Genomic DNA, 26,145 nt, shown 5'->3' with positions numbered 1-26,145 from the left:
GTAGGCGGTCGGATCAGGCGGGTTCGGGAAGGCGCGTGTGCGCGTTCCATTGGGCCGCGAGGTCGAGGAAGTTGCGGACGATGGTGGCGCCGTGCTCGGAAAGGATGCTTTCCGGATGGAACTGCACGCCGTGCACCGGCAGCGTCCTGTGCGACACGGCCATGATCAGGTCGTCCGCCTGTGCCGTCACCGTCAGTTCCGCCGGCAGCGTGGCGCTGTCCACGATCAGCGAGTGATAGCGGGTTGCCTGGAAGGGGCCGTTGATGCCGCGGAACAGGCCGCGCCCGTCGTGGCGCACCTCGGACAGCTTGCCGTGCATGGGCCGCGGCGCGCGCACCACGTCGCCGCCATAGGCCTGTCCCATCGCCTGCATGCCGAGGCACACGCCGAACAGCGGGATCTCCCGGCCCAGCTCAGTGATGACGTCGAGGCAGATGCCCGCCTCGTTGGGTGTGCAGGGGCCGGGCGAGAGCACCACGGCGTCCGGCGACAGCGCGCGGATTCCTTCGACGGTGATGGCGTCGTTGCGGTAAACATCGACCTCCGTCGGGCCGGCGGACGCGACGAGATGCACCAGATTCCACGTAAAGGAATCGTAGTTGTCGATGAGGACGATACGCGCCATGGCGGAACTTTCCTGCTGCGTACCCTGTTCACCGGGCCGGTAGCGCCCGATTCATGAAGGCCTGATCTGGTCTGTTAGCGCTCCGCGCGTTGCCGGGTCAAGCTTCTTGACACGATTTCTTCATGCGCACGGCAGCCGTGCGCCCGCCGACGGCGCGCAAGCTCGCATCGCGGGAAAAATGCTGTAAATTGCCGGACGGATGCTGGCGGGATTCGCGCAAGTTTGGTGTGTCAACGGGGCCCGCATGCAATAGCGTTGCATGCCGCCCAGGGGAGCTATCATGACGAGAAGTGGATTGGCCTTGGTCATCGCCCTGTCGGCTGCCGCCGTGCTGGCGGGTTGTGCACGCAAGCTGCCGCCCGGCGTGCTCGAAGGTGGCGACAACATGCCGCCGCCGCCGTCCGAACAGCACCGCGTGCCTTCGCGCGTCAATTCCCAAGCCGCGGCGCCCGCGCCCGCCGCCCCGGGCCTGCGGGCGCCTGCCACCCGATAGAATCTGTCCTGTTTACGTTGAAACAGGACAGACAAATCGACCCTAAAACGGTGCCCGTTGCCAGGTCCGAGGTGTCTAATCCGCTTCAGAGGGCGCGCTTGTGGTGCACGTCGTGCACCACGATGCCCGCGCCGGGCGGCGGCATCTCCAGCCATTCGCGCTGCTTGAGGGTGCGGCGCGTGTCGTCGTAGCCGCTGCTCCAGTGCTCGCGCATCGACGTGCCGGAAAACTCGTAGTCCCTCGCGGCACCCTCGTAGGCCGTCTGCTGGTAGATGAGTTGCAGGATGGTGATTTCCGGCATGTCGCTCAGCTGGTGGCGCAGATAGCGCTCCTCGTCCGTGAGCAGCTCGTCGGGAACCTTTTCCAGCACTGCCTGCAGGCGGCTCTTCCACTCGTGCAACTGGCGGTAGACGTCCGTGTTGTAGCGGGTTCGGGACGAGTTCATGATGTCCTTCTGCCGGCTGAACACGTCGAAGATGTCGCGTGGTAGCGACCCGCGCGCGCTGAACAGGTCTACCTGGAACACCAGCGAGTTCAGGTGGTCGGACTGGTCGAGCAGATGCTGCAGCGGCGTGTTCGAGACGAGGCCGCCGTCCCAGTAGAAATCCGTCCCGATCTTCTGCATCGGCAGCGTGGGCGGCAGGGCACCGGAGGCCATGATGTGCTCTGCCGAGATCTCTTCGTGGGCGTTGTCGAAGTAGGTGAAATTGCCGGTCAGGATGTTGACCGCACCCACCGCGAACCGCATCCTCTGCTTGTTGATCAGCGAGAAATCGACGAGTTCCGCCAGCGTCTCCGCGAGCGGCGACATGTCGTAGAAGCTCGTCGCCGTGCGTGCGCCCGCCGGGCTGAAGAAGGGGTTCGTAAGGTGGGGCTTGAAGAAGCCCGGCTGCCCCAGCAGGTAGGTGAGGAAGGCGCTGTTGGCGTTGCGCATCTGCCGGAAGATATCGCCGTCCGGCGTGTAGGCCCAGACCTTGCGCTCCGTGATCCTCTCCCAGAAAGTGCGCAGGTTTTCGAGCCGCCGGTCGGGCGGGTTGCCGGCGATGATGGCGGCGTTGATGGCGCCGATCGAGACGCCCGAAACCCAGTCCGGCTCCAGCCCGGCCTCGTGCAGCGCCTCGTAGACGCCGCCCTGGTAGGCGCCGAGCGCGCCGCCGCCCTGCAGCACGAGCGCGACGCGGTCGCAACGGTCGGGCCGCCAGCCGGGAGGCACGGCGCTTCTGGAGGCGGGAGATGCAGCGTCCATGTGATGTTCTTTCCTGTCCGGCGTCGGCAGAAAACGTCGTATCGGTAAATCGAAAAATAAAAACGGCGAACCGGGCATGGCTGGCGCGCGGCCGGAACATGGCCCGGTGGGATCCTGGCGCCGCGACGCCTCTGGCGCGGCGGCTATGCGTGCGGCGCAACGGTACATATGCCAATTCCCGCCCGCGCGCTATTGTCGCATGAGCACAGTGCCGGGAAAATATCCGCCCCTCGTGCCGGCGGGCCGCCCGCCCCCGGTCACATGAACTGCCGCAACACCGCTGCCACCGGAGCGAGCAGGACGAACGCCCACAGCAGGGCGGAGGTGATGTTGGCGAGCTGGAACGACCATTGCCGCATGCCGAAGATGCCCGCGATCAGCGGCACCACGGCGCGCAGCGGGCCGAAGAAACGGCCGATGAAGACGCTCCACGCGCCGAAGCGCTGGAAGAAGGCGCGCCCGCGCTCCACCATCGCCGGATGGCGGGAGAGCGGCCACCATCGGGTGGCGCGGTCCTTGAAGTGATGGCCCACCCAGTAGGAAATCCAGTCGCCAAGCGCCGCGCCGGAGGCCGCCGCCGCCCACACGGGCCAGAAGTCGATGCCGGAGGCACCGATCAGCGCGCCAATGCCGATCAGGATCGCCCATCCCGGCACCAGCAGCGCCAGCAGCGCGAACGATTCCGCGAAGGCGACCAGAAACACGATCGGCGCGGCCCACTGGGCATTGTCGCGCGTGGCGGCGATCACGGTGTCGATGAGGCTGGCAATGGTCATGGCAGTGAACTACGAGCGGCGAATCGGGGGTGGAAGGACGCCCCGCGCGGGATGGGCGCAGGGCGGAAACGGGGATTGCGGCGGGGCGCGCGTGGACGTAAAAACGCTGCCTGCGATTTTTTCGCCGCGAGGCGGCGAAGTCTCCAGTCGGGGTTCCGGATAACAATGAACGTTCTTTCCATCCAGTCTCATGTCGCCTACGGCCATGTCGGAAATGCGGCGGCCGTCTTCCCCATGCAGCGGCTCGGCGTCGATGTCTGGTCCATACACACGGTGCAGTTCTCCAACCACACGGGCTATGGTTCGTGGAAGGGGCGGGTGTTCGACGGCCACTCGATCGAGGAACTGGTCGACGGCATCAGCGAGCGCGGCGTGCTCGGCTCCTGCGACGGCGTGCTGTCGGGCTACATGGGCTCCGCCGACATCGGCAGCGCCATCCTCGCCACAGTCGCGCGCGTGCGCGAGGCCAATCCGGCCGCGCTCTACTGTTGCGACCCTGTGATCGGCGACGTCGGGCGCGGCGTCTTCGTGCGGCCGGGCATCGAGGAGTTCATGCGCGACCACGCGGTGCCGGCGGCGGATATCATCACGCCCAACCATTTCGAACTCGAACTGCTGGCCGGGCGCGCCGCCCCCACGCTGACGGAGGCGCGCGCCGCCATCGACAGCCTGCACGCGCGGGGGCCGAAGGTCGTGCTCGTCACTTCCGTGATCACCGAGGACACGCCCGCCGACTGTCTCGACCTGCTTGCCTCCAACGGCGGCGGCCTCCACAGGGTGCGCACGCCGCGCCTGCCGATCACCGTCAACGGCGGCGGCGATGTCACAGCAGCGTTGTTCTTCGTGCATTACCTGAAAAGCAGGTCGGCGGTGGTGGCGCTGGAAGCGGCGGCATCCTCCATGCACGGCCTGCTGCGCAAGACGGTGGAACTCGGCGGACGCGAGATCCGGCTGATCGAGGCGCAGGAAGAATTCGTCGCGCCCTCCGTCCGCTTCACGGCGGAACGGGTGTGACGCCAGCACAGGAGCCGGACGGCGTGGAGATCGTTTCCCTTCAGCATATCGATGCGGCCATCGAGCGGGAGCCGTGGGGCTGGGCGCAGGAGAACCGCGCGCGCATTGCCGAGAACTGGGCGCGGCGCCTGCGGGAGAAGCCGGCCCTGTTCAACGGCATCGTGCTGGTCTGCACCCGCCGCGCCGTCACTGACGGCGTGTTCGCCGCACGCTTTCGCGAGGCCGATTACGCGAGTTTCCTCGCCATGCAGGACTTCGGCTTTCCGGAGCCCGGCGTGGGCAACTGCTTCGGGCTCGCGGCCCTGCGCTCCGCGGACGGCGCCTTCGTGATGGGCGAGATGGCGGCGCACACGGCGAACGGCGGCAAGGTATATTTCCCCGGTGGAAGCCTCGATCGCACGGATGTGCGCCCGGACGGCAGCATCGATGTCGCGGGAAGCGTCGCGCGCGAGCTGCTGGAGGAAACGGGCCTCGGCCCCGATGCCGTGACCTTCGACACCGGCTGGACGGCGGTGCTTGACGGGCCGCGCACCGCGCTGCTGCGGGAAGCCCGCTCGCCGCTGCCCGCCAGCGCGCTCAAGGCGCGCATCGACGATTTCCTGGCGCGGGAGACGGAGCCCGAGCTATCGGGCGTGCGCCTCGTACGCACGGCGGCGGACATCGATACCGCCGCGATGCCCGCCTACATCGTGCGCTTCGTCACGGAACGGCTTGCCCGGGCGGCGTGAGGGCCACGCCATCCGGGCCGGCATGGACGGTCAGACGGGATAGCCGAACTGGCGCTTGGTAGCGCGCAGCGACGCGATGGCGGCCGCGTCGTTGCCAGCTACGCAGGTGGAGGCGGCGCTGGCGATCTGCGGCGCGATCCGGTCATAGACGGACTGGCTGAGGAAGCCCGTGCGCACGTCCCTGTCGATCAGGTTGCGGTAGGCGATGATCGGCGCGCCGCAGGAATGCTTCGACAATTCGGCCGTGTTGAGCGGCGCGGCATAGACGGTGCCGTCCAGCGCATCGGGCTTCACGGGCGCGTTCATGGCCGTGTTGCAGGACGCCGTGGCCAGCGCGGCGACGAGGGCGCCGGCGAGTGCGGCGCGCGTCCCGATGCGGGACGGAACGGATGCGGTGAAAGTCACGGAAACCTCCCGGGGAAACAAGGCCGGAAGCGATCCCGTCCGGCCGGCGCGCGATCCCTAAAAGCGGATGCCGCTTCTCGGGAAAGTCAAGCTTGGACAAAGAAATGGACCGGGACGGCGATTTAGTGAAAGCCCGTCCCGATCCAGCGCAAGATCGTCAAAATGGCCGGTCCCGTCAACCGCGGTACGCCGGCCGCGTCACGGGTCGCAGGTGACGGCGACTGCCGGCCCGCGCGACGACGTGCCTTCCCGGGCGACAGTCTTCATTCCGGAAGCGTGGTGATAGCCCTGCGCGGCGCACCAGGCGTTGGCGACCTGAATGGCGCACGCGCCGCCGTGGGAGAGGCAGTCGGCGACGCCGTAGCCATCGTTGGCGGGCAGCACGAAGGTGGGGCTGTCCAGCTTGCCGGTGCTGGCGAGGGCAGGCCCGGCCGTGGCGGCCGTGGGCAGGGCAAGGAGAGACGCAAACCCGGACAGGAGAAGAACGCGAATCATGGTCATCTATCGCACTCGAAGGCTGGCATGCAGCGCACACTGGCAGGGGAGAATGAATAAAGATTGAAGGTGTGCCGGTTTCGAGGGGACGTATGCCCCATTCGCGGCGCGCAGGGAAGGGGGCTTGCCGGGAAACAGGTGTGTGCCGGTGGAATACGCACGTCCCGTCACCCCGGATCGCCGCCGTCCGTGGTCAGGTAGCGCCCGTCCGCCGTCTTCCGGAGAAAACGCTCGATGCGGTAGCTGACGGCGTAATACGACAGGAAATGGTCCCAGCGATCCCTGTGGATATGCTTGCAGTCGTCGGTGAGGGAGAAGAACGCCTGGTAGTCGCTGTCCGTCACCACGAGCGGCGGGCGCGCGTGCGACACCAGCGCATAGCTCGCGATCAGCGTCGCGGTGCGGCGGTTGCCCTCGATGAAGAGCTGCGGCGCGCTGGTGATGTGCAGGAAGATGCCCGCCGCCAGCGCCTCCGGAGCGCTTGAGCGGTGCCGCCGCAGCCATTCGATCCGCTCGCCGATGCCGCCGATGGAATCGTCGTAGAAGCGCCGCTCCGTCTGCTCGATATGGTCGCGGAATTGCTCCCGGCGCCCGGGCGTGGTGCCGCACAGGACGAGGTGGTTGAGTTCGAGCCAGTGGCTGGAGCAGCCGTAGTCGAACAGGTTGACGCCGGTGCGCAGCAGGTCGTTGACATGGGCATAGCCGCTGATCATGCGGCGCACGACATCGTCGGACAGCGGCTCCTTGTCGTCGAAGACGTGCATGTCCGGCTTGGCCGATGCCGTCATCAGATGCGCCAGTGCAACCTCGACTTCCTGCAGGTTCATCACCAGCCTCACCCATGTCCTCCCGCGCCGCGCGAGCAGCCGTATCGTTGTTCTTCAGCCTGAATTGTCCCGCATGCGATACGTGCCGGAAGCCGGAGAGTCGATACCGCTTTCGGGAAAGGTCATGCTTGCCCAGAGCGCTTTCCGATCAAATGGAATCGTCTGATCGATCGGAACTCGCTCAAAATAAGGAATCGAGAATCTGTCATGTTTCAACGTAAACGGGACAGATTCTAAAGGATCGGACCGGGATGGCGTTTCAGCGGAAACCCGTCCCGATCCGGTGTTTTGTTATCGCGGCCTGCGACGGCGTCCGCTCAGTTCAGCGTCCCGAGGATCGCCTGCGCGCGGGTCACGACCGGCGCCGGCAGCGGGATGTAGCCGAGCTTGTCGGCGAAGGACTGGCCGTCCGTCAGTCCCCAGCCCACGAAGCGCTTCAGCCCGGCGGCGACCTGCTGGTCCTTGTTGGCCTTGCGAAGCAGCACCCAGCTGTAGGACACGATCGGATAGACCGCGTCGCCCGCGGGATCGGGAATGAGCTGGCGGCCGTCCTCGGGCATGGCGTCCAGGGCCGAGGCGAGAGCCGCCGCGCCCGAGGAGCCGTCCGCGCGGATGAACTGCCCGGCCTTGTTCTCGACGAGCGCGGAGCGCAGGTTGAGGCGGGCGGCAAAGGAATACTCGACGTAGCCGATCGAATATTCCGCGATGGCGATGCGCCCCGCCACGGCTTCGCTGCCGGAGACGATCTGGGCGTTGGCCGGCCAGGCGATGCTGGTGCCGACCTCTTTCCACGTATCGCTCACCTTCGCCAGATGGTTGGTGAGGGAGAACGTCGTGCCGCTCGAGTCCCGTCGGGCGACGAGGGCGATGTTGCGCTCGGGCAGGTTGGCGTCCGGATTGGCCGCGCGGATGAGCGGGTCGTCCCAGCGTGTGATCTGGCCGCTCAGGACACCGACGAGCGCCTGGCGGCTCAGCCGCAGGTCGCCGGTGAAGCCGGGGATGTTGTAGGCGAGAACGACCATACCGGCCGTCGTCGGCACATGCAGCACGCCTTCGGCGACGCTGGCGACTTCCTTCTCCGACATCGGACGTTCGGTCGCGCCGAAAGCGACGGTGCCCTGCGTGAACCGCCGGATACCCTCGCCGCTGCCGACCGCGTCGTAGGTGACGGTGATGTCGGCGTTGGCACGGTTGAACGTCTCGATCCATTCCTTGTAGAGGTTGGCGGGGAAGGTCGCCCCCGCCCCGTTGAGTTCAACGGCCTTCGCCCCTTCGGCGAGACAGACGAACATTGCAAGCGCCGCGAGAGGCAGCGTCCTGTCGAGACCTGCGCGCTCCATGATCCATCTCCTTAGCTGAACTGGCCGGAAACGTATTCGCGCGTCAGTTGCTCGCGAGGATGGTCGAACAGCTCCTTCGTCGGGCCCTTTTCCACGAGGTAGCCGGTGCGACCGCCCTTGGAGACGTCGACGGAGAAGAACGCCGTGATGTCGGCCACGCGCTGGGCCTGCTGCATGTTGTGGGTCACGATGGCGACGCTGTAGTCCTGCTTCAGCTCAAGCATCAGCTCTTCCACGATGCGCGTCGCGATCGGGTCGAGCGCCGAGCAGGGCTCGTCCATCAGCAGCACGGTCGGCTCGATGGCGATGGCGCGGGCGATGCACAGGCGCTGCTGCTGGCCGCCGGAGAGGGCGAGGCCGTTCTGCTTCAGCTTGTCCTTCACCTCGTTCCACAGGCCGGCGCGGCGCAGCGAACGCTCCACCTGCTCGTCCATGTTGCCCTTGTAGCGGTTGAGGCGCAGGCCGAAGGCGACGTTCTCGTAGATGCTCATGGAGAACGGGTTCGGCTGCTGGAACACCATGCCGATGTGGCGGCGCACCGACACGGGGTCGATGTCCTTGGCGTAGATGTCCTGCCCCATGAAATCGACCCGGCCTTCGAGGCGGAAGATCGGGATGAGGTCGTTCATGCGGTTGAGGCTGCGCAGCACCGTGGACTTGCCGCAGCCCGAGGGGCCGATGAAGCCGGTGATCTTGCCTTTCTCAACGCCGATGACGCTGTCGCGCACGGCCAGAAAGTCACCGTAGTAGATTTTGTCGATCGCCGCCGAGATCGCGTACTGAGGGGCGTTGGCGCCTGCGGTCGTGGCGGCAGCGGCGGACGGGGTGGACAGATTCGTGGTCATGGGCCTACTCCGACGGCAACGTTAGACTTTCCGGTTTCCGAAGAGCCGGCTGAGGATGTTGAAGACGAGAACGATCAGCACCAGCACGAGCGATGCGGACCAGGCGAGCTGGATCTGGTTCGGGAAAGGCATGCCCGAGAAGTTGTAGATCAGGATCGACAGCGAGGCGGTCGGCTCGACCAGGCTCTCCAGCCAGAAGTTGCTGAACAGCGCGGTGAACAGCAGCGGCGCGGATTCACCGGCCGCGGAGGCGATGCCGAGCATGATGCCGGTCATGATGCCGGGCAGCGCGGTCGGCAGCACCACCTTCCAGACGGTCTGCGTCGTGGTGCAGCCGATGCCCACGGCCGCGTCCTTCATGCGCTGGGGCACCATGCGGATGGCCTGCTCGGAGGTCAGCAGGACGGTGGGCAACATGCCGATGGCCAGCGCGACACCGCCGGCGAGCGCCGAGAAGGTGCCCATGGCCTGCACCAGTGCGCCGAAGACGAACACACCGACGAGGATGGAGGGGAAGCCGGTCAGCACCTTGCCGACGAAGCGGACCGTCTCGGACAGCTTGCTGTCGGGCGAGATCGCGCCGAGGTAGATGCCGCCCAGGATGCCGATCGGGATGGAGATCAGCGAACCGATGCCCACCATCACCAGCGTGCCGATGATGGCGTTGCCGAAGCCGCCGCCCGGCATGAAGCCGGCGGGCGGGAGCTGCGTGAACAGATCGAAGCTCAGCCGCGCGCCGCCCTGCGAGATGAGCATGTAGAGCACGGAGAACAGCGGCACCGAGGCGATGATGGCGATGAGCCAAACGGAAAGCGTGAGGAGGTAGCTGCGCAGGTTACGCGGCTCGGCGAACGAGCGGCGCATGCTGGGCACCGCTTTCGCGGCGGCTGCCTGCGAGAAATCGGCTGTCGTCATGGTCATGGATGCCCCCTCAGCTGGTCTGTTGCTTGGACGCGAAGGACATGATGATCGTGCCCGCGACGTTCACGATGAAGGTGATGAAGAGCAGGGTCAGCGCCGCGAACATCAGCGCCTCGCGCTCGATCTGCCCCGCCTCCGGGAAGGTCGACGCCAGCAGCGAGGCCAGCGTGTTGGCGGGCGAGAACAGCGACAGGCTGATCTGGTTCGCGTTGCCGATGATCATGGCGAGCGCCATCGTTTCACCGAGGGCGCGGCCGAAGCCGAGCACGAGCGAGGCGAAGATGCCGTTGGCGGCGGTGGGGACCATGACCTTCAGGATCGCTTCCCAGCGCGTGGTGCCCATGCCGTAGGCGGCTTCCTTCACCTTGTAGGGGATGAGGCGGAAGGCGTCCTGCGAGATGGCGGCCACCGTCGGCAGCACCATGATGGCCAGCACGATCACGGCCGGCGCCATGCCGGGGCCGCCGAACGACGTGCTGAAGAGCGGAATGAAGCCGAGATATTCGTGCAGCCAGTTCGCCACCGGCCGGATTGCGGGGATGACGACGAAGATACCCCACAGACCGTAAACGACGCTGGGGATGGCGGCCAGCATCTCGACGATGGTGCGGAACACCTGCGCGAGCGCCGGCGGCAGGAAGTCCTGCGTCAGGAAGATGGAGATCGCGACACCGAAGAAGCCGGCGATGATGAGTGCAAGGATGGAGCTGTAAAGCGTACCCCAGATTTCGGCCAGGATGCCGAACTCGTTGCGCCCCGGCGCCCAGACGGCGCTCGTGAGGAAGCTGAGGCCATGCTTGGAGATCGCGGGAAGCGCCTCGGCGCCGATCACGATCAGAACCGCGACCAGCAGCACGATCGTGCCGACGCCGCTGGCACGTGCCAGCCACTTGAAGCCGCGGTCGGTGGCATATTCGGCACCGGAGGGATTTTGCGAAATGGATTTCTCGGACAGTGAGGTAGGCTTGAGCTGAGCCATCTTGCGTCACCTTGTTGCTGAAAGATCGGCCACGAACCACCCGCAGTGCACAGCCCGTCGTGCAGTTGCGGCACTGTCGCGGATAGGCCGGCCACCCCGGAAAGTGGCCGGCGCTTTTCGCTCCCGGATGCGAAATCCGGGAGCTGTCCGTTACGCCGTCATCCGCTTACTGGATGTTGGCGGACTCTGCGATGACGCGCTCGACGACGATCTTCGGCAGCGGGATGTAGCCGAGTTCGGAAGCCATCGTCTGACCGTCGGTCGCAGCCCACTTGACGAAGTCGCGCAGCGCGGCGGCGATCTGCTCGTTGCCGTGCTTCTTGTAGAACAGCAGCCAGGTGAAGGTGGCGATCGGGTAGGCCTTGGGATCGGTCGGGTCCGTGATCCAGATGCGCAGGTCGTCGCCCGAGAAGTCGGCGCTGGCGAGCGCGGCCTGGCCGGCTTCGTCACCCGCCTTCACGAAGTTGCCCGACTTGTTTTCGAGCAGCGCGAAGGGCGTGTTGGAGAGACGGGCGAAGCCGTACTCGATGTAGCCGATGGCGCCGGGCGTCTGCATGACGGTGGCGGTGATGCCGTCGTTACGCGGCGCGCCGATGAAGTTCGGCAGGCTCGGCCACTGCACGGTGGTGCCGAAGCCCAGCTTGGTCTTGAAAGGCTCGCTGATGGCGGACAGGTGCTGCGTGAACACGAAGGTCGTGCCCGAGCTGTCCGAACGGCGGACGACCGTGATGGTCTGATCGGGGAGCGTCACGCCGGGGTTGGCGGCGACGATGCGCGGATCGTTCCAGCGGTTGACGTCACCCGTGAAGATCAGCGGGTAGACCTCGCGCGGGAGCTTCAGCTCCTTGACGCCCGGCAGGTTGTAGGCCAGCACGACCTCACCGGCCGTGAGCGGGAGGACCACGACGCCGCCGTCGATCTGAGCCTTCTCCTCGTCGGAGATGGCCGCGTCGCTGCCCGCGAAGTCCACCAGGCGCTGGATGAACGAGCGCACGCCGGCGCCGCTGCCCGTGGACTGATAGTCGATGCGCACGCCGGGCGTGATCTGGCTGTACTTCTGGAACCAAGCAGAATAGAGCGGGAACGGGAAGCTCGCGCCGGCACCGCTGATCCGGACGTTCTGCGCGAACGCCGGGCCACCGGCCACGAACAGACCGATCAGCGCGGCAAGCACGTAGCGGAGAAAGGTGGATTTCATGGTCAACTCTCCAATCAGGTTGTCGCTGATTAATGGTCATGAGTTCGCGACAGATTAATAACAAAAGGCAGCAAAATGCCGGCGCGAAATATTAAATCGTTAGGAATCAACGGAGTTCAACCAAGGGTTTGTCAACTAACCTGTATTCGCAGGGGCTGTAAATAAAATTACGCCTGTTGATTATCTGTCACACCTGCCGGAGCGGCCTGTATTGCCAGACTGCCCGGCGAGGCGGCGCGGTCGCGGCGGATTTTTCGGGACGGAACCCGTCAAGAAATTGTATCAGACGCGCTTTATGAGTGGGCCGCCGCTTCGTCCCGCCCGGCGGGAGGCGGCCGACGGCAACAGTCATTCATGAGGCGGAACCATGCTGATCGATGAATTGAGGCGCGCATCCCAAGGTGAGGCGGAGCCTCTCGAACGTCTCAACGAACTGCTCAAGGGTGACGCCGGGGCCGACCTCGCCGCCGTGAGCCAGCTATCGCCCGCCGAGGCGGCGCGGCTCATCCTGCTGCTGAAGCCCAGGCGCGCCCGCGTGCTGCTGCGGCTGCTGCCGGACGCGCCGGGCCTCGCCACGCTTGAGGAACTCGACCCCGACATCCGCAAGTACCTGCTCGACGCCGAGGGCGAGCAGCGCGTCGCCCGGATCGCCGCGAAGCTGCCAATCGCCGATGCCGCCGACTTTCTGGTCGATGCGCCGGAGCATCTCGTCGAGGCCGCGCTCGCCGCTCACCCGCAGGCGGAGGCGCTGCGCGCTGCGATCACCCATATCGACGGGACGGCGGGCGCCGTCATGCGCCGCCGCCTCGTCGCCGTGCCGCAGGACTGGACGGTGGGCCAGGCCATCGATGAGATCCGCCAGCGTGCCGATGTCATCGACCGCCTCTATGCCGTCTACGTCACCAACGGCGGCCGCCAGCTCGTCGGCTATCTGAAGGTCCGCGATCTGGTGCTGCACCCGACGGACGCGACCGTCGGCTCCATCATGCGCTCCGACATCGTTACCGTCGCGGCCGACACCGACCGCGAGGAAGCGGCCCGCATCGCCGAGCGAGAGCACCTGCCGGTGCTGCCCGTCGTCGACGCGAACGGGGCGCTGGTCGGCATCATCACCGCCACCGAACTGCGCGAGATCGACCGCGAGGAGGTGGAGGAGGACATGAAGCTGATGGCCGGCGTCGCCGCCGACGCCAGCGCCATGGACGGCCCGCTCCGCATCGTGCCGCGTCGGCTGCCGTGGCTTTCCGCCGGCCTCATCGGGTCGAGCATCGCGGCGCTGGTCGTGGGCTCCTACGAGGATGCGCTGACGGAGGCCGCCATTCTGGCGAGCCTGATCCCCATCGTCATGTCGCTTGCCGGCAACGCGGGCATCCAGTCGTCGACGATCACCGTGCAGGCGCTGGCGTCGAATGCGCTGTGGGTCGGCGACATCTGGGGGCGCGTGTTGCGCGAGCTGGGCGGCGCGCTGCTCAACGGCGCGATCGTCGGCCTCATCATCGGCACGGGCATCATGATCCTGTCCGGCTTCCTCGGCATCGATCGGCCGTTCATGCTGGCGATCACGGCGCTGCTCTCGCTACTTGTCGTCACGGTTCAGGCGTCTGTCATCGGCTCGCTCGTTCCCCTCGCACTGAAGCGCCTGCGGCTCGACCCCGCCGTCGCGACCGGCGTCTTCATCACGACGTCCAACGACGTCGTCGGCGTGCTGATCTTCTTCATCATCGCGACGACCATCTATATCTGAGCGCAGCCGGCGGTAGCCGCTCTTGACGGACCCGCGCCGAAAGGGCAAATAACCGTTTCATGACAGGGATGGCTATCATTTGCGCGTCATCGGCGCTTTGCTGCTAGCGGAATACGCTGGCCGGGGCCGTCCTGTCTTGATGAGATCGGCGCGTCATCCCGGCGGGAATGGGGGAACGACGCATGCCTTCGGCGCAGGACAACGGTTCTTTGACGCTGCGATTCTACAACACGCTGACGCGGACGAAGGAGGACTTCGTTCCGATCGATCCGCAGGCCGTGCGCATGTACGTCTGCGGCCCGACCGTCTACGACTACGCTCACATCGGCAACGCGCGCCCGGTCATCGTGTTCGATCTCGTGTTCCGCCTGTTGCGCTACCGCTACGGCGCGGGGGCGGTGACCTACGTGCGCAACTTCACGGATGTCGATGACAAGATCAATGCCCGTGCCGCGCGCGACTTTCCCGACCTGCCGCTGAACGAGGCCATCCGCCGCGTCACCACCACCACCGAGGCGCAGTACCGCAAGGACACGCAGGCGCTCGGCGTGCTGGCGCCCACTGTGGAGCCGCGCGCCACGGAGCACATCGCCGAGATGCGCGAGCTGATCGGGCGGCTGATCGCGCGCGGCTTCGCCTACGTGGCGGAAGATCACGTGCTGTTCTCCGTCGCGGCCATGCAGGCGGCGGCTGAACGCAGCCTCGGGCGGCCGCCGCACTACGGCGCGCTGGCACGCCGCTCCCTGGACGACATGCTGGCAGGCGCGCGCGTCGACGTCGCACCCTACAAGCGCGACGCGATGGACTTCGTGCTGTGGAAGCCTTCCGGCGAGCATGAGCCGGGCTGGGAGAGCCCCGCCGGCATCGTGGGCCGGGGGCGGCCCGGCTGGCACATCGAATGCTCCGCCATGAGCTGGCGCCACCTGATCGAGCGCTTCGCCGGCCGGCTGCATTGCGACGATCCCGCGGGCGGGCAGACGTTCGATATCCACGCCGGCGGCATCGATCTGGTTTTTCCCCACCACGAGAACGAGATCGCGCAGACCTGCTGCGCGCTGGACACGGCGCGCATGGCCAACTACTGGCTGCACAACGGCCTGCTACAGGTCGAGGGTGAGAAGATGTCGAAATCCCTCGGCAACTTCATCACCATCCACGATCTGCTGGAGACGGAGGTCTTCGGCGGGCGGGCGTGGCCGGGAGCTGTGCTGCGGCTCGCGATGCTGCGCACGCACTACCGCCAGCCCATCGACTGGACGGTGAAGGGGCTGGAGGAGAGCGCGGCGACGCTCGCGGCGTGGGCGCGCGCGACGGAGGGCGTGGAGGCAGCGGAACATCCGCCTGCGGCGCTGCTGGAGGCGCTCGCCGACGATCTCAACACGCACATGGCGATCACCGTGCTGCACGGGCTGAAGTCGGCCGGCCATTTCGCCGAGCTGAAGGCGGGCGTCGACCTTCTGGGGATAGACCTGGCGCCGTTCGCGAAGGATGAGGAAGCGCCTGCCGTGGACCCCGCCGTCATCGAGGCGGCGATCGAGGCGCGACGGGCCGCGCGGGCGGCGAAGAACTGGGCGGAAGCGGACCGCATCCGCAACGAACTCGCCGGACAGGGGATCACCCTGATCGACAATAAGGACGGCACGACCGGCTGGTCGGTGGGCTGATCAGAACCGCTCGCCGATGACCGCGGCTTCCGGCGCGGGTTCCGTCAGCGCGCCGCGGTGGGCGGCGGTATTGAGCATGGGGATGATGTCGTCGGCCTTTTCCGCCACCAGATAGGTGACGTTCAGCCCGGGGCGGATGAAACCCGCGAAGTTCATGTGCGCGAACAGCGACAGCAGCGGGCGCCAGAAGCCCTTGGTGTCGAGCATCAGGATGGGCTTCTTGTGTCGCCCGAGCTGGGACCAGGTGAGCTGCTCGACGAGTTCTTCCAGCGTGCCGATGCCGCCGGGCAGCGCGACGAAGGCGTCGGCGCGCTCGAACATCAGCCGCTTGCGGGTGTGCATGTCCGGCACGACGATGGTTTCCTGCACGTCCTTCAGCAGGCTCTCGCGCTGTTTCAGGAAGTCGGGAATAATGCCCGTGACCTCGCCGCCGGCTTCCAGAACCGCGCGGGCCGTCGTGCCCATCAGGCCGATGCTGCCACCCCCATAGATCAGCCGGATGCCGGCTTCCGCCATGGCCGTGCCGAGCGCGACCGCCTCTTCGGTGAAGATCGGGTCGTTGCCGTTGCCGGAGCCGCAATAGACGCAGATGGATCGAATCGTGCTCATGCAGCATGGTTTGAACTGCCGCAAGGGCGCGGTCAAGAGCGTGCATCATCGCTCCCGCGCGAAAGACGCGCCGGCGCCGCGCGCCGCCGGGGGCGGCATCGATGTCACGATCACGGTTTTTTGAGCCAGACCTTTCGTATGGCGCGACAAGCGCTTTGGTGGCGTATATAAAGACAATTGTGCGGCAGGTGACGGTTACGGCGCATGGGCTGAAGGCGAGAGGGGCGGCGGATGGCCATATCGGGCAAGGGGCAGGCGGCGATCGTTGCGGCAGGCGCTGCGGTTCTGGCGGCCGTCCTCGCTGTTTTCGGCCTGCCGCCGGCCAGGACGCCCCCGTCCGGCACGCCGACGCAACCGGCGCCGCAGCAGACCGCCATTTCCGGCCAGCCCGCCACATCCGGCGAGAAAGCGCCGGCCCCGGCCGGAACTTCCGCCGACGCGCGCGCGCCATCGGATTCGTCGCAGCCGCTCGCGATCGCCGGGGGGGAGGCGCCAGCTTCTCCGATCCCCGCCGGCCAATCCGCGACCGGCAACTCCGTGATAGGCAACTCCGTGACCGGCCAGTCACCGGCCACCCAGCCCGTCGCCGCTCCCGGGCAGGAGGCGCTCCGCCAGGTGCCGATGCCGAGTTTCGACGTTGTGCGCGTCGGGCCGGAGGGAGATTCGGTCGTCGCCGGCCGGGTGACGCCGGGCAGCGCCGTGGAGCTGCTCGTCAACGGGCGCGTGCACGACCGAGCCGAGGCGCAGAACTCCGGCGCTTTCGCCCTGACACCGCCGCCGCTGCCGCCCGGCGACCACGAACTGACCCTGCGCGAGATCGCCGGCGACGGCAAGGTGACGGAGTCCCGCCAGTCCGTCACCGTGGTCATTGCCGGGGATCGGCGCTCGCCGCCGGTGGTGGCGCTGGCGGAGCCGGACAGGCCGACGCTGGTGCTCTCCGGCCCCGGCATCAACGGCGCCGCCGGCAACGGACAGACCGCGCCGGCGGGCGCGGACGGCAAGCAGGAGGCCACGCCGCCGCCCTCCGCCGTTTCCGTGACCACGGTGGAGGCGGAAGCCGGACGGCTCTACGTTTCGGGACAGGCGCCGCCGGGCTCCTCCGTGCGGCTTTACCTGAACGACAGCTATCTTGCCGCCGCGAAAGCCTCGCCCGCCGGGCAGCTCGCCTTCAGTATCGGCTCCGGCCTCGGCGACGGCGATTATCGCGTGCGCCTGGACGAGGTGGCGCCCGGCAGCGCGACGGTGGTGTCGCGCGCGGAAGTGCCGTTCGAGATGGACGGGACGCGGCTGGCGGCGCCTGGCGAGGCGCCGGCGCTCACCGGACAGGCGGACGGGGCCGCGGGCGATGCATCGCATGTCGTGGTGCCGGAGGTGCGCACCACGCGCGTGGAGCGCGGAGACAGCCTGTGGCGCATCAGCCGGCGTGTCTATGGCCAGGGTACGCGCTATACCGTGATCTATGGCGCCAACCAGAACCAGATTCGCAATCCGAACCTGATCTATCCGGGGCAGTTGTTCGTCCTGCCGGGCGACCCGGAAAATCCGGTTGTGGTGCAGTGACCGTTCCGGTCGTGCGGCCATGATTCGCAGAGGAACGCGCGGATGAGCCTCGTCCCCGCCGGCACGGCCGCCGGCTTCGTCGCATGCGCGAACGCCGGAGAGGCGGTCGACCAGCTCGTTATCCTGCACGATGCCGCCGTCGCCGCCGAGCGCGAGGCGCTCGACGCCTATGTGACGACGCGCGTCACGCCCGACGCCGAAACGCGGGCGGCGTTCTGCTATCCGGAATTGCGCGTGGTCTACGAGCCGGACGGGTCGATTCCGGTGAGCGCGCGCGCCTATGCGAAGTTCCAGCGCTCCGGTATCTACGCGACGACCGTCACCCAGCCGGCGGCGTTCCGCGACTATCTCGTCGACCAGCTCAGCCACCTGATCCAGGATTTTTCGGCGCGGGTGCTGGTCGGGCGCGGGACGCAGCAAATTCCCTATCCATATGTGATCGCGCGCGGCAACGAACTCGGCGCGGGCAGCACGGTGGCGGAACTGGCCCGCCATTTTCCGGTGCCCAACCTCATCGAGGTGGGCGACGAAGTGGCGGACGGGCTGTGGCGCTACGAGGCGGGGCGCCCGCTGCCGCTGTCGCTTTTCGATGCCGCGCGGGTCGACTTTTCGCTGCGCCGTCTGGTGCACTACACCGGCACGGACTGGCGGCACGTGCAGCCGTGGATCCTGCTGACGAACTACCACCGTTATGTGGACCAGTTCATCCGCATCGGCCTCACCTATCTGCGGGAAGGCGGGCGCTACACGCGGCTCGTGTTGCCCGGCAACACGGTGATCGAGCGTGGCACGCCGGAGGACGAGGCCGTCGCACTCGCGGCCGGCGTCGCCTGGCATCGCTTCCAGATGCCGGCCTATCATCTCGTGGCGGAGGACGGCCACGGCGTCACGCTTGTCAACATCGGCGTGGGGCCGGCGAATGCCAAGAACATCACGGACCATCTCGCCGTGCTACGCCCGCATTGCTGGCTGATGATCGGCCATTGCGGGGGCCTGCGCCAGTCGCAGTCCATCGGCGACTATGTGCTGGCGCATGCCTATCTGCGGCAGGACAACATCCTCGACCGGGCGATTCCGCCGGAAATCCCGATCCCGGCGCTGGCCGAAGTGCAGGTGGCGCTGCAGGAGGCGGCCGCGAGCGTCACCGGCGAGCGCGGAGAGACATTGAAGAGGCGCCTGCGCACCGGCACCGTCGTGACCTATGACGACCGCAACTGGGAGTTGCGCTGGTCGCAGGAGCGGCGGCTGATCAACCTCTCGCGCGCCATCGCCGTGGATATGGAAAGCGGCACCATCGCCGCGCAGGGCTTTCGGCTGCGTGTGCCCTACGGCACGCTGCTCTGCGTTTCCGACAAGCCGCTGCACGGCGAGATCAAGCTGCCAGGGGCGGCGAACGCCTTCTACGAGCGGTCCGTGGAGCAGCACCTGCGCATCGGCCTCGCCGCGCTCGACCTGCTGCGCAGCCAGCTGCATTCCCTGCACTCGCGCAAGCTGCGCAGCTTCGACGAACCGCCGTTCAGGTAATATCGATTCTCACGGCCGCGCGGCGATCAGGTCGCGCAGGGTGGTGATGGTGGAGGCGTCCGCGATGCCGTCGACGCGCTCGGGCCGGAAATGGCGCTGGAAGGCGCGCACCGCCGCTTCCGTGGCGATGCCGTAGTGGCCATCGATGTCGAGGCCGTAGCCATACAGCGCCAGCATTGCCTGCAGCGCCTCGACCGGCTGGCCGCGCTCGCCCGGTGAGAGAAAACGCCCGCCGCGCAGCGGCGCCGGCGGCACCCAGTGGCCGACGCCCGCCTTCGCCAGTTCCTGCCACGGGAAGGCTTCGCCCGGGTCGCGCTTGCGCAGCGGCGCGACGTCGGAATGGGCGAGCACCCGGTCGGCGCGGATGCCCCAGCGAGCGACGATGTCGCGCGCAAGCGCGATCACCGCCTCGATCTGCGTGGGCGGATAGGGCGGCATCGCCTCCGGCTGCGCCGGTTCGCGGTAATGGCCGGGGTGGGCGATCTCGATGCCGATGGAGGCGGAATTGATGTCGCGCTCCTCGCCCCACACGGCCGCCCCCGCGTGCCACGCCCGCCGCGCCTCCGGCACGAGCTGCAGGATGTGCCCGTTCTCGAACACGAAGTAATGCGCGGATACCTCCGACGTCGCGTCGCAAAGCCGATTGAGCGCCTGCCCGGAATCGCTCATGTCCGTGTAGTGCAGCAGCAGGATGTCCGGCCGGCGCGCCGCGCCTTCCCCGCCGGCCTTCGCGGCGCGCGCGCCGTGGTTGGGAGACGGGAACACCTTCGACGCGACGGGACTGTCGGGTGTGGGGCGGGCCATGGTGCCGGGGCTGGATGTCATGTCGGGCGGGCCGTGAACGGTGAGAGCGTCAATGGCAGACTTCTATATCCGCTTCGCCTCATGCCCGCAAACCGCCGCGCGGAACTGTTCCTACCTTCTGGGTGCCGTGGCGTGGCCGATGATCGCGCCGCCCGCCGCGCCGATGGCGCCGCCGGCGAGCGCACCGCCCGCGCGGCCCGTCGCCGCACCGCCGACGACCGCGCCGGTGGCGCCGCCGATCAACGCCCCCTCCACCGTGCGTTGACGGGGATTCGAGCTGCAGGCACCGAGCGAGAGCGCCAGCGCCCCCACAGCGACCAGACCGACAAGCCGTGACGTGACCATGATGACCTCCGAATGCTTGCAAAAACCTCGCCCGCGGGAAAACCGCCACGGGCAAGAGCGGAAAATGCAGCCTTTTTATAGCTTATTTGCACACGGGAAGGCACGACATGCGGCCCGTCAATTTTTTGCCGCATCACGAAAACTTTATATCTGCGGAAATGAAAAGAAAAGAATGGATAATGGAATGTAAATTTTATGTAAAATGATTAACTTTTATAAATCTTAATATATAAATTTACATGATTTATTATTGTGCCAGAAGATCGCCGCATTTGCCCGCTGAATGTACGTCTGTTCGTGGCCGGGGGGCATGCGGAGACTGGTGTCATGTCTGTCATGAACTTGTACCCATCCGGATAAGCTGATCCGGTGCGCTGATGTTCTGGCCGCGCACCGGGCCGTGCCCGATCGGGGGCGGCATCTTCCGCAGTTGTTGTGTCATGTCCGGACGGAGCGTGTCTGCGCTCCGAAGGCTTTCTGTCGGCCTGCCGCTGGCTGGATCGTCAAGCCGTCCCGCCATCGGGGCGCGGGCGTATCAGCGTCGGGTCGGCCAAGGAGCATTGGATTGAATAGAGTACAGATGTTCGCGCTGGCCGGCGTATTGGCCGGCGCTTTGGGCGCGGTTCCCGCGTATGCATCGGATAACGCAGGTGTTTATGAGTTCCTGGCCGCCGAGAAGGCCAGGGCCCTTGCCGCGGCGGCGACAGTCGCGCCGGGCAAGGCTCCCGCCGGAAAGCGCGCCGCCGTCGCGGACGCAGGCGGAACGGACAGGGCCTCCCGCAGAGGGCCTTCCCTTGATAAACCTTCCATCGAGAGGCGCTCATCCGGAAAATTCCGTGCCGACAAGGCGTCGCGCGGCAAGGCACCGCGCGGCAAGCGGGCGATCGTTGCGCCGCCGGCGCTTGCGGCCGTTGAGCCAGAGCGGGTTTCCCGCACTCTCACGGGGGGGCAGCCGCTCGGCTATCATCAGCCGGCGCGTGAGCGCTACCGGGCGCTGATCGCCAAGCACGCTGCCGCCAACGGTGTGCCCTTCGCGCTGGGCGACGCGGTGGTGCGGGTGGAGAGCCGCTATCAGCCGCGCGTCAGCAACGGCGGCGCCGTCGGGCTGATGCAGATCAAGCCGGCGACGGCGCGCGGAATGGGCTATCGCGGTGGTGCCGGCGGGCTGATGGAGCCCGAGACCAATCTCATGTATGGCATGAAATATCTGGGCCAGGCCTATCGGCTCGCGGGCGGCGACACCTGCGGCACGGTGATGCGCTACCAGAGCGGGCACTACGCCCGACGCATCAACCGCGCCAATCTCGCCTACTGCGCCAAGGTGCGCACCATCGCCGCCAGCCTGGCGCGCGAGAAGGTGGCACAGGCGGGGACCGGAAACACCGGTACGGTCGTCGTCGACTGAAGGCGGCTACAGACTTGCACTTGACCGCGCGTGCGCATGACCTTATCTCGCACTATGTCAGCCGGCCGGACGGCCGCTGTCCGGAAGGGCAGAGGAAAGTCCGGGCTCCACGGAAACACGGTGCCGGATAACGTCCGGCGGGGGCGACCCCAGGGAAAGTGCCACAGAAAGCAAACCGCCCCGGATGCGTCCGGGGTAAGGGTGAAAGGGTGCGGTAAGAGCGCACCGCGGGCCCGGTAACGGGAACGGCAAGGTAAACCCCACCGGGAGCAAAACCGAATAGGGATGACGGACGGTCCGGTCCGCCGGGCCGTCAGGCGCGTTTCCGCGCCGGTTATCCGGGTTGGTTGCCAGAGGCGGCTGGCGACAGCCGTCCCAGATGAATGGTCGTCACGCGGGTGCCGCAGGGCATCCGCCATACAGAACCCGGCTTACAGGCCGACTGACATCAAGGCTGCGGATGCCGCGAGGCATCCGCAGCCTTATTTTTTCGGCCGGACGTTTTTCTTTTTCATGGGATAGCGCGAATTTTTTCCGGAATGCGCGAAATCCGTTCCGATTCAACGGTTCATTAACCCTAACGCGGTTGTGATGGGGGTGGAAATCCCGGCCGCGGTGGCCGTGATTCCATTGACGACCATGGCATCCCATGATATCCCAAATCATCCCGTTCGCGATCGGCCGGACGCGGTTTGCCCATCGGGCGAATTGCCTTGCCGGCCAGCGCTTTCGCCCGATGTTGCGGGCGCGCGTCGCGGTCGTGACGGCGGCCTTGTTGGTGAGGGCGGCGGATAACGCCGCGATCGGGCTGCGGCTCTGCGGATATGGGCTTCATGGATCGGTTCGTATCCAACTTCACCAACCGGCTGGACGCCAAGGGGCGGGTGTCGATCCCCGCGTCGTTCCGGGCGGTGCTGGCGCGGGACGGTTTCGAGGGGCTTTACGTGCATCCGGCTCTGGACAGCCCGGCGCTCGACGCCGGGGGCAACCTTCTGTTGCGGGAGATCGATGGGCTGCTGTCGACGCTTCCGCCCTATTCGGACGAGCGCGACCATCTGTCGACGGCGCTGCTTGGCACGAGCGAGATTCTCAAGGTGGACCCGGAAGGGCGCATCATCCTGACGGAAGGGCTGCGCGAGCATGCGGGCCTGACGCAGGCGGTGACCTTCGTGGGGCACGGGTACAAGTTCCAGATGTGGGAGCCGGAGCGCTTCCGCGCGCACCTCGACGCGGCGCGGGAGAAGGTGCGGGCGTTGAAGAAGGCGCTCGGCGGACAATCCGGCGTGCCAGCCGCGGTTTCGGGAGCGCGGGAACGATGACGGGTCGCGACGACGGCCCGGCCGGCGTCGCAGGCGGACCGGCCCGTCACGTTCCCGTGCTTCTGGGGGAGGTGCTCGCAGCGCTCGCCCCGCGCGACGGCGGCCTCTACCTCGACGGCACTTTCGGCGCGGGCGGCTATACGTCCGCCATCCTCGCCGTTCCCGGCGCGCGGGTCATCGCGCTCGACCGCGATCCCGACGCGATCGCCGCAGGTGCGCCGCTCGTCGCGGCGGCGGGCGGGCGGCTCGCGCTGGTGGAAACGGTCTTCGGCGCGATGGAGGCGGCGGCGCGAGGGCAGGGCGCGGATCGCCTCGACGGCGTTGTGCTCGATATCGGCGTGTCCTCCATGCAGATCGACGAGGGCGAGCGCGGCTTCTCGCTGCGCTTCGACGGCCCGCTCGACATGCGCATGGCGCAGGCGGGCGAGAGCGCGGACGAGGTGGTCAATACGGCGGATGAGGCGCTGCTCGCCGATATCATCTACAATTTCGGCGAGGAGCGGCGCGCGCGCGCCGTGGCGCGGGCCATCGTGGAGCGGCGGGCGGCGGCGCCCATCGCGACGACGAAGGAACTCGCCGATCTCGTCGCATCCGTCGTCTGGGCCGAGCCGCACGGGCCGCATCCGGCGACCCGCACGTTCCAGGCGTTGCGCATCTATGTCAACGACGAACTCGGCGAACTCGCGCGGGCGCTGCATGCCGCCGAGCGCCTGCTGCGGCCGGGCGGAAGGCTGGCCGTGGTGACCTTTCATTCACTGGAAGATCGTATCGTCAAGCAGTTCCTGGCCCGCCGCGCGGGCCGCGCCGGCGGCGGCTCGCGCCATCTGCCCGAGGAAGCGGGCGAGGCGCCGACCTTCCGGCTAGTCACCCGCGGCGCGGTGGCGCCGTCCGAGGCTGAATGCCGCGCCAACCCGCGCGCGCGTTCGGCCAAGCTGCGGGCGGCCGAGCGCACCGACGCGCCGGCACGGGAAGAGGATGAATCGGTGATGTCGCTGGCTACGTTGCCGGAGCGGCGTTTTCGCAAGAGGGGGCGGTGATGCTGGTACGTCTGCTGCACGTCCTGGCGGTGTTGGCGCTGATCGGCTCGGCCGGCTACGCCTATTCGATCAAGTACGAATCGATTTTCTATGCCGAGAAGCTGTCCAAGCTGAAGGCGCAAATCCAGCGCGAGAAGGATGCCATCGCCGCCTCCCGCGCCGACTGGCAGTTTCATGTGCGTCCCGACCGCCTGACCGTGCTCGCGGGCAAGTATCTCGACACGCAGCCGCTCCAGATCGGGCAGATCGTGCGTTTCGCGGATATCCCGGAGCGCCGGGCGAAAGTGGACGAGATCGGCAAGAAGCTTGAGTCGCTGGGACTGTCGATGTCCACCAGCACGCCCTCCGGCCCGCAGGGCGGGCGGGCGGGCTCGACGGCGACCCCGTGAGGCCCGACATGGAACGGATCGACGAGAGGGTGTCATGACAGAGGCGATGGACGAGATGAACGGACGCGATGCCGCCGGCGCCGGCCCGCGGGGTATGCCCGTCTACGAGGAGGCGCCGCAGCCGCACCTCTCGCGCGGCGCGCGCCTGTGGCTGTTCGTGCGCGATCTCTTCCGCATGCGGTCCGACCGCTCCGGCCAGCGGGTGACGCTGGTGGGGGCGTTCTTCGTCGTGCTGTTCGCCACGCTGATCGGCCGCCTGTCGTGGATGGCGATGCATCCCAAGGCGCCGAACGAGTTCAGGGGCGGCACCACGGTGGCGGCGGCCCGTCCGGATATCATCGACCGCAACGGCGTCGTGCTCGCCACCGACATCAAGACGGTGTCGGTATTCGCCGAGCCGCGCAACATCATCGACGCCGACGAGGCGACCGAGCTGCTGACCGCCGTCCTGCCCGATCTCGACGCGCGTGAACTGCGCGACAAGCTCAGTACCAGCAAGGGCTTCGTCTGGGTCAAGCGCCAGATCACGCCGCGTCAGCAGGCGGAGGTGCACCGTCTTGGCATTCCCGGCGTCGGCTTCGTGCCGGAGAACAAGCGCGTCTACCCGAACGGCCCCATTGGCGCGCACGTGCTCGGCTTCGCCAACGTGGACAACGAAGGCATCGCCGGCATCGAGAAATACATGGACAACCAGGGGCTGAAGGCGCTGGCCGGCTACGGCTTCGCCCGCTCCGCCGACGATCTGGAGCCGGTGCGCCTGTCGCTCGACCTGCGCGCCACGGCTGCGGCGCGCGACGAGCTGGTGAAGGGCCTGGCGTACTTCCGGGCGAAAGCGGCAGCCTCCCTCATCCTCGACGTGAACACGGGCGAGGTGGTTTCGCTCGTCTCGCTGCCCGACTACGATCCCAACAATCCTGTCGATGCATTGCAGCCCGACCGCATCAACCGCATGATCGTCGGCGTGTTCGAGATGGGCTCGACCTTCAAGGCGCTGACGCTGGCCATGGGCCTCGACTCCGGCAAGGCCAACATCAACTCCACCTACGACGCGCGCGGCGGCCTGCATTACGGCCGCTTCACCATCAAGGACTACCACGGCAAGAACCGCATTCTCAACGTGCCGGAAATCTTCATCTATTCGTCGAACATCGGCACTGCCCGCATGGCCCTGCAGCAGGGCGTGCCGGCGCACAAGGCGTTCCTCAAGAAGATGGGCCAGCTCGACCGCATGCGCACGGAAATGCCGGAAAGCTCCGCGCCGCTGCTGCCGCCCAACTGGGGCGAGCTGAACACCATCACCATCTCCTACGGCCACGGCCTCGCGGTGGCGCCCATGCAGGCGGCGGCGGCCGTCGGCGCGCTGGTGAACGGCGGGCAGCTCGTCAACCCCACCTTCCTGCTGCGCACGGAGCAGGAGGCGCGGGCGAACGCGCCGCAGGTCATCAAGCCCGAAACGAGCGAGGCCATGCGCTTCGTCATGCGCCTCAACGCGACGAAGGGGTCGGCGCGCAAGGCCGATGTGCCGGGTTACTTCGTGGGCGGCAAGACGGGCACTGCGGACAAGGTCATCAACGGCCGCTACGCCAAGAACAAGAACTTCACCACCTTCATGACAGTGCTGCCGGCGGACGATCCCAAATACCTGTTCCTGACTGTCTACGACGAGCCGCAGGCAACGGCGGACAGCTACGGCTACGCAACCGCCGCCTGGAACGCGGGCGTGACGACGGGCAAGATCATGGCGCGGGTGGCGCCGCTGCTCGGCCTGCCGCCGCGCTTCGATGAGCCGGCCAATCCGTTCCCCACCATGGCGCGGCTGGGCGCCTGGGGGCTCTGACGTGCATGACGGGCGA

At 67.1% G+C, this 26,145-nt stretch carries 27 protein-coding genes and 1 other RNA gene; 14 read left to right on the top strand and 14 right to left on the bottom strand.

Translation table 11 applies throughout. From position 1 onward, the window contains the following. Positions 1 to 13: 13 nt before the first annotated feature. Positions 14 to 625 (bottom strand): anthranilate synthase component II, encoded by a 612-nt coding sequence (locus tag ACFFJ7_RS20070; RefSeq protein WP_377594782.1) that lies wholly within the window; start codon positions 623 to 625, stop codon positions 14 to 16. A 280-nt stretch (positions 626 to 905) separates the two neighbouring features. On the opposite strand from ACFFJ7_RS20070, the gene ACFFJ7_RS20065 reads away from it, so the two are divergent. Further along, positions 906 to 1,118, top strand: coding sequence for a hypothetical protein (locus tag ACFFJ7_RS20065; RefSeq protein ID WP_166955028.1), 213 nt, complete (start codon positions 906 to 908; stop codon positions 1,116 to 1,118). An 85-nt stretch (positions 1,119 to 1,203) separates the two neighbouring features. Here ACFFJ7_RS20065 and ACFFJ7_RS20060 read toward each other — a convergent pair whose 3' ends face one another. Together ACFFJ7_RS20060 and ACFFJ7_RS20055 are read right to left on the bottom strand one after the other, a co-directional pair. Continuing rightward, positions 1,204 to 2,364, bottom strand: a complete 1,161-nt coding sequence (locus ACFFJ7_RS20060) for a patatin-like phospholipase family protein (protein WP_166955031.1) — start codon at positions 2,362 to 2,364, stop codon at positions 1,204 to 1,206. A gap of 257 nt (positions 2,365 to 2,621) precedes the next feature. After that, positions 2,622 to 3,140: a DedA family protein gene (locus ACFFJ7_RS20055; RefSeq protein WP_377594779.1), complete on the bottom strand. Its 519-nt coding sequence runs from the start codon at positions 3,138 to 3,140 to the stop codon at positions 2,622 to 2,624. Positions 3,141 to 3,305: 165 nt separating this feature from the next. Between ACFFJ7_RS20055 and pdxY the strand changes: the two genes are divergently transcribed. Both pdxY and ACFFJ7_RS20045 read left to right on the top strand, forming a co-directional pair. Beyond that, the gene (gene pdxY / locus ACFFJ7_RS20050; protein WP_166955042.1) at positions 3,306 to 4,154 is read left to right on the top strand and encodes a pyridoxal kinase PdxY; all 849 of its coding nucleotides are present in this window, start codon (positions 3,306 to 3,308) and stop codon (positions 4,152 to 4,154) included. Next, positions 4,151 to 4,882, top strand: a complete 732-nt coding sequence (locus tag ACFFJ7_RS20045; RefSeq protein ID WP_208394304.1) for an NUDIX hydrolase — start codon at positions 4,151 to 4,153, stop codon at positions 4,880 to 4,882. The genes pdxY and ACFFJ7_RS20045 overlap by 4 nt, the downstream gene beginning before the upstream one ends. Before the next feature lie 30 nt (positions 4,883 to 4,912). On the opposite strand, the gene ACFFJ7_RS20040 is transcribed toward ACFFJ7_RS20045, so the two are convergent. The 8 genes from ACFFJ7_RS20040 to pstS (ACFFJ7_RS20005) all read right to left on the bottom strand — a co-directional run bounded on the left by ACFFJ7_RS20040 (position 4,913) and on the right by pstS (ACFFJ7_RS20005) (position 11,892). Next, positions 4,913 to 5,287: a hypothetical protein gene (locus tag ACFFJ7_RS20040; RefSeq protein ID WP_377594776.1), complete on the bottom strand. Its 375-nt coding sequence runs from the start codon at positions 5,285 to 5,287 to the stop codon at positions 4,913 to 4,915. Between the two features lie 198 nt (positions 5,288 to 5,485). Continuing rightward, entirely contained in the window at positions 5,486 to 5,788 is a 303-nt protein-coding gene (locus ACFFJ7_RS20035) for a hypothetical protein (protein WP_166955046.1), read from the bottom strand. Positions 5,789 to 5,949: 161 nt separating this feature from the next. Continuing rightward, positions 5,950 to 6,621: a hypothetical protein gene (locus ACFFJ7_RS20030; RefSeq protein WP_377594773.1), complete on the bottom strand. Its 672-nt coding sequence runs from the start codon at positions 6,619 to 6,621 to the stop codon at positions 5,950 to 5,952. A gap of 305 nt (positions 6,622 to 6,926) precedes the next feature. Further along, positions 6,927 to 7,949 carry a phosphate ABC transporter substrate-binding protein PstS gene (gene pstS / locus ACFFJ7_RS20025; protein WP_166955049.1) on the bottom strand — a complete coding sequence of 341 codons (1,023 nt, stop codon included), beginning with the start codon at positions 7,947 to 7,949 and terminating at the stop codon, positions 6,927 to 6,929. An 11-nt stretch (positions 7,950 to 7,960) separates the two neighbouring features. Continuing rightward, positions 7,961 to 8,794: a phosphate ABC transporter ATP-binding protein PstB gene (gene pstB / locus ACFFJ7_RS20020; RefSeq protein ID WP_166955051.1), complete on the bottom strand. Its 834-nt coding sequence runs from the start codon at positions 8,792 to 8,794 to the stop codon at positions 7,961 to 7,963. Between the two features lie 21 nt (positions 8,795 to 8,815). Beyond that, the gene (gene pstA / locus ACFFJ7_RS20015; protein WP_166955053.1) at positions 8,816 to 9,715 is read right to left on the bottom strand and encodes a phosphate ABC transporter permease PstA; all 900 of its coding nucleotides are present in this window, start codon (positions 9,713 to 9,715) and stop codon (positions 8,816 to 8,818) included. A gap of 10 nt (positions 9,716 to 9,725) precedes the next feature. Beyond that, positions 9,726 to 10,694 carry a phosphate ABC transporter permease subunit PstC gene (gene pstC / locus ACFFJ7_RS20010; RefSeq protein WP_166955055.1) on the bottom strand — a complete coding sequence of 323 codons (969 nt, stop codon included), beginning with the start codon at positions 10,692 to 10,694 and terminating at the stop codon, positions 9,726 to 9,728. A 166-nt stretch (positions 10,695 to 10,860) separates the two neighbouring features. After that, positions 10,861 to 11,892: a phosphate ABC transporter substrate-binding protein PstS gene (gene pstS, locus ACFFJ7_RS20005; protein WP_166955057.1), complete on the bottom strand. Its 1,032-nt coding sequence runs from the start codon at positions 11,890 to 11,892 to the stop codon at positions 10,861 to 10,863. A gap of 367 nt (positions 11,893 to 12,259) precedes the next feature. Between pstS (ACFFJ7_RS20005) and mgtE the strand changes: the two genes are divergently transcribed. Next, positions 12,260 to 13,636 (top strand): magnesium transporter, encoded by a 1,377-nt coding sequence (mgtE, locus tag ACFFJ7_RS20000; protein ID WP_377594769.1) that lies wholly within the window; start codon positions 12,260 to 12,262, stop codon positions 13,634 to 13,636. Positions 13,637 to 13,845: 209 nt separating this feature from the next. Continuing rightward, positions 13,846 to 15,300, top strand: coding sequence for a cysteine--tRNA ligase (gene cysS / locus ACFFJ7_RS19995; RefSeq protein WP_377594956.1), 1,455 nt, complete (start codon positions 13,846 to 13,848; stop codon positions 15,298 to 15,300). On the opposite strand, the gene ACFFJ7_RS19990 is transcribed toward cysS, so the two are convergent. Further along, positions 15,301 to 15,909, bottom strand: coding sequence for an LOG family protein (locus ACFFJ7_RS19990; protein ID WP_166955064.1), 609 nt, complete (start codon positions 15,907 to 15,909; stop codon positions 15,301 to 15,303). Here ACFFJ7_RS19990 and ACFFJ7_RS19985 point away from each other — a divergent pair. The 3 genes from ACFFJ7_RS19985 to ACFFJ7_RS19975 all read left to right on the top strand — a co-directional run bounded on the left by ACFFJ7_RS19985 (position 15,908) and on the right by ACFFJ7_RS19975 (position 18,993). Further along, on the top strand, positions 15,908 to 16,033 hold the full coding sequence (locus tag ACFFJ7_RS19985) for a hypothetical protein (RefSeq protein WP_281351147.1): 126 nt from the start codon (positions 15,908 to 15,910) through the stop codon (positions 16,031 to 16,033). The genes ACFFJ7_RS19990 and ACFFJ7_RS19985 overlap by 2 nt on opposite strands. Before the next feature lie 107 nt (positions 16,034 to 16,140). Then, positions 16,141 to 17,469: a LysM peptidoglycan-binding domain-containing protein gene (locus ACFFJ7_RS19980; protein WP_377594766.1), complete on the top strand. Its 1,329-nt coding sequence runs from the start codon at positions 16,141 to 16,143 to the stop codon at positions 17,467 to 17,469. Positions 17,470 to 17,511: 42 nt separating this feature from the next. Then, entirely contained in the window at positions 17,512 to 18,993 is a 1,482-nt protein-coding gene (locus ACFFJ7_RS19975; RefSeq protein ID WP_166955068.1) for an AMP nucleosidase, read from the top strand. A 9-nt stretch (positions 18,994 to 19,002) separates the two neighbouring features. On the opposite strand, the gene ACFFJ7_RS19970 is transcribed toward ACFFJ7_RS19975, so the two are convergent. Then, entirely contained in the window at positions 19,003 to 19,818 is an 816-nt protein-coding gene (locus ACFFJ7_RS19970) for an N-acetylmuramoyl-L-alanine amidase (RefSeq protein ID WP_377594764.1), read from the bottom strand. Positions 19,819 to 19,908: 90 nt separating this feature from the next. Then, a complete protein-coding gene (locus ACFFJ7_RS19965) occupies positions 19,909 to 20,142 on the bottom strand; it encodes a YMGG-like glycine zipper-containing protein (protein WP_166955070.1) in 234 nt (77 codons plus the stop codon). A 565-nt stretch (positions 20,143 to 20,707) separates the two neighbouring features. Here ACFFJ7_RS19965 and ACFFJ7_RS19960 point away from each other — a divergent pair. From ACFFJ7_RS19960 to ACFFJ7_RS19935, 6 genes are all read left to right on the top strand, one after another. Beyond that, the gene (locus ACFFJ7_RS19960) at positions 20,708 to 21,547 is read left to right on the top strand and encodes a lytic transglycosylase domain-containing protein (RefSeq protein WP_377594761.1); all 840 of its coding nucleotides are present in this window, start codon (positions 20,708 to 20,710) and stop codon (positions 21,545 to 21,547) included. A gap of 57 nt (positions 21,548 to 21,604) precedes the next feature. Beyond that, an RNA gene (rnpB, locus tag ACFFJ7_RS19955) (RNase P RNA component class A) lies at positions 21,605 to 21,997 on the top strand. A 383-nt stretch (positions 21,998 to 22,380) separates the two neighbouring features. Next, positions 22,381 to 22,866, top strand: a complete 486-nt coding sequence (locus ACFFJ7_RS19950; protein ID WP_166955073.1) for a division/cell wall cluster transcriptional repressor MraZ — start codon at positions 22,381 to 22,383, stop codon at positions 22,864 to 22,866. Continuing rightward, the gene (gene rsmH / locus ACFFJ7_RS19945) at positions 22,863 to 23,903 is read left to right on the top strand and encodes a 16S rRNA (cytosine(1402)-N(4))-methyltransferase RsmH (protein ID WP_377594759.1); all 1,041 of its coding nucleotides are present in this window, start codon (positions 22,863 to 22,865) and stop codon (positions 23,901 to 23,903) included. Before ACFFJ7_RS19950 ends, rsmH begins: the two co-directional genes overlap by 4 nt. Next, a complete protein-coding gene (gene ftsL, locus ACFFJ7_RS19940) occupies positions 23,903 to 24,292 on the top strand; it encodes a cell division protein FtsL (protein ID WP_246225403.1) in 390 nt (129 codons plus the stop codon). Before rsmH ends, ftsL begins: the two co-directional genes overlap by 1 nt. A 34-nt stretch (positions 24,293 to 24,326) precedes the next feature. After that, a complete protein-coding gene (locus tag ACFFJ7_RS19935; RefSeq protein WP_166955077.1) occupies positions 24,327 to 26,129 on the top strand; it encodes a peptidoglycan D,D-transpeptidase FtsI family protein in 1,803 nt (600 codons plus the stop codon). Positions 26,130 to 26,145 lie beyond the last annotated feature (16 nt).

Origin of the sequence: Pseudochelatococcus lubricantis (assembly GCF_042432495.1) — a bacterium.
Classification (GTDB): domain Bacteria; phylum Pseudomonadota; class Alphaproteobacteria; order Rhizobiales; family Beijerinckiaceae; genus Pseudochelatococcus; species Pseudochelatococcus lubricantis.
Note: the sequence above shows the minus strand (reverse complement) of the source record. Positions and strands in the feature narration are given on the sequence as shown.

What these genes read in the sequence shown, in the direction of transcription:
- ACFFJ7_RS20070 (WP_377594782.1), bottom strand. Translation starts at nt 625, where the DNA reads ATGGCGCGTATCGTCCTCATCGACAACTACGATTCCTTTACGTGGAAT.
- ACFFJ7_RS19965 (WP_166955070.1), bottom strand. Translation starts at nt 20,142, where the DNA reads ATGGTCACGTCACGGCTTGTCGGTCTGGTCGCTGTGGGGGCGCTGGCG.
- ACFFJ7_RS19985 (WP_281351147.1), top strand. Translation starts at nt 15,908, where the DNA reads ATGCAGCATGGTTTGAACTGCCGCAAGGGCGCGGTCAAGAGCGTGCAT.
- ACFFJ7_RS19970 (WP_377594764.1), bottom strand. Translation starts at nt 19,818, where the DNA reads ATGACATCCAGCCCCGGCACCATGGCCCGCCCCACACCCGACAGTCCC.
- pstB (WP_166955051.1), bottom strand. Translation starts at nt 8,794, where the DNA reads ATGACCACGAATCTGTCCACCCCGTCCGCCGCTGCCGCCACGACCGCA.
- ftsL (WP_246225403.1), top strand. Translation starts at nt 23,903, where the DNA reads ATGCTGGTACGTCTGCTGCACGTCCTGGCGGTGTTGGCGCTGATCGGC.
- ACFFJ7_RS19975 (WP_166955068.1), top strand. Translation starts at nt 17,512, where the DNA reads ATGAGCCTCGTCCCCGCCGGCACGGCCGCCGGCTTCGTCGCATGCGCG.
- pdxY (WP_166955042.1), top strand. Translation starts at nt 3,306, where the DNA reads ATGAACGTTCTTTCCATCCAGTCTCATGTCGCCTACGGCCATGTCGGA.
- ACFFJ7_RS20055 (WP_377594779.1), bottom strand. Translation starts at nt 3,140, where the DNA reads ATGACCATTGCCAGCCTCATCGACACCGTGATCGCCGCCACGCGCGAC.
- ACFFJ7_RS20060 (WP_166955031.1), bottom strand. Translation starts at nt 2,364, where the DNA reads ATGGACGCTGCATCTCCCGCCTCCAGAAGCGCCGTGCCTCCCGGCTGG.
- ACFFJ7_RS19980 (WP_377594766.1), top strand. Translation starts at nt 16,141, where the DNA reads ATGGCCATATCGGGCAAGGGGCAGGCGGCGATCGTTGCGGCAGGCGCT.
- ACFFJ7_RS19950 (WP_166955073.1), top strand. Translation starts at nt 22,381, where the DNA reads ATGGATCGGTTCGTATCCAACTTCACCAACCGGCTGGACGCCAAGGGG.
- pstA (WP_166955053.1), bottom strand. Translation starts at nt 9,715, where the DNA reads ATGACCATGACGACAGCCGATTTCTCGCAGGCAGCCGCCGCGAAAGCG.
- rsmH (WP_377594759.1), top strand. Translation starts at nt 22,863, where the DNA reads ATGACGGGTCGCGACGACGGCCCGGCCGGCGTCGCAGGCGGACCGGCC.
- ACFFJ7_RS20035 (WP_166955046.1), bottom strand. Translation starts at nt 5,788, where the DNA reads ATGACCATGATTCGCGTTCTTCTCCTGTCCGGGTTTGCGTCTCTCCTT.
- ACFFJ7_RS20065 (WP_166955028.1), top strand. Translation starts at nt 906, where the DNA reads ATGACGAGAAGTGGATTGGCCTTGGTCATCGCCCTGTCGGCTGCCGCC.
- ACFFJ7_RS19935 (WP_166955077.1), top strand. Translation starts at nt 24,327, where the DNA reads ATGACAGAGGCGATGGACGAGATGAACGGACGCGATGCCGCCGGCGCC.
- pstS (WP_166955049.1), bottom strand. Translation starts at nt 7,949, where the DNA reads ATGGAGCGCGCAGGTCTCGACAGGACGCTGCCTCTCGCGGCGCTTGCA.
- pstC (WP_166955055.1), bottom strand. Translation starts at nt 10,694, where the DNA reads ATGGCTCAGCTCAAGCCTACCTCACTGTCCGAGAAATCCATTTCGCAA.
- mgtE (WP_377594769.1), top strand. Translation starts at nt 12,260, where the DNA reads ATGCTGATCGATGAATTGAGGCGCGCATCCCAAGGTGAGGCGGAGCCT.
- ACFFJ7_RS19990 (WP_166955064.1), bottom strand. Translation starts at nt 15,909, where the DNA reads ATGAGCACGATTCGATCCATCTGCGTCTATTGCGGCTCCGGCAACGGC.
- pstS (WP_166955057.1), bottom strand. Translation starts at nt 11,892, where the DNA reads ATGAAATCCACCTTTCTCCGCTACGTGCTTGCCGCGCTGATCGGTCTG.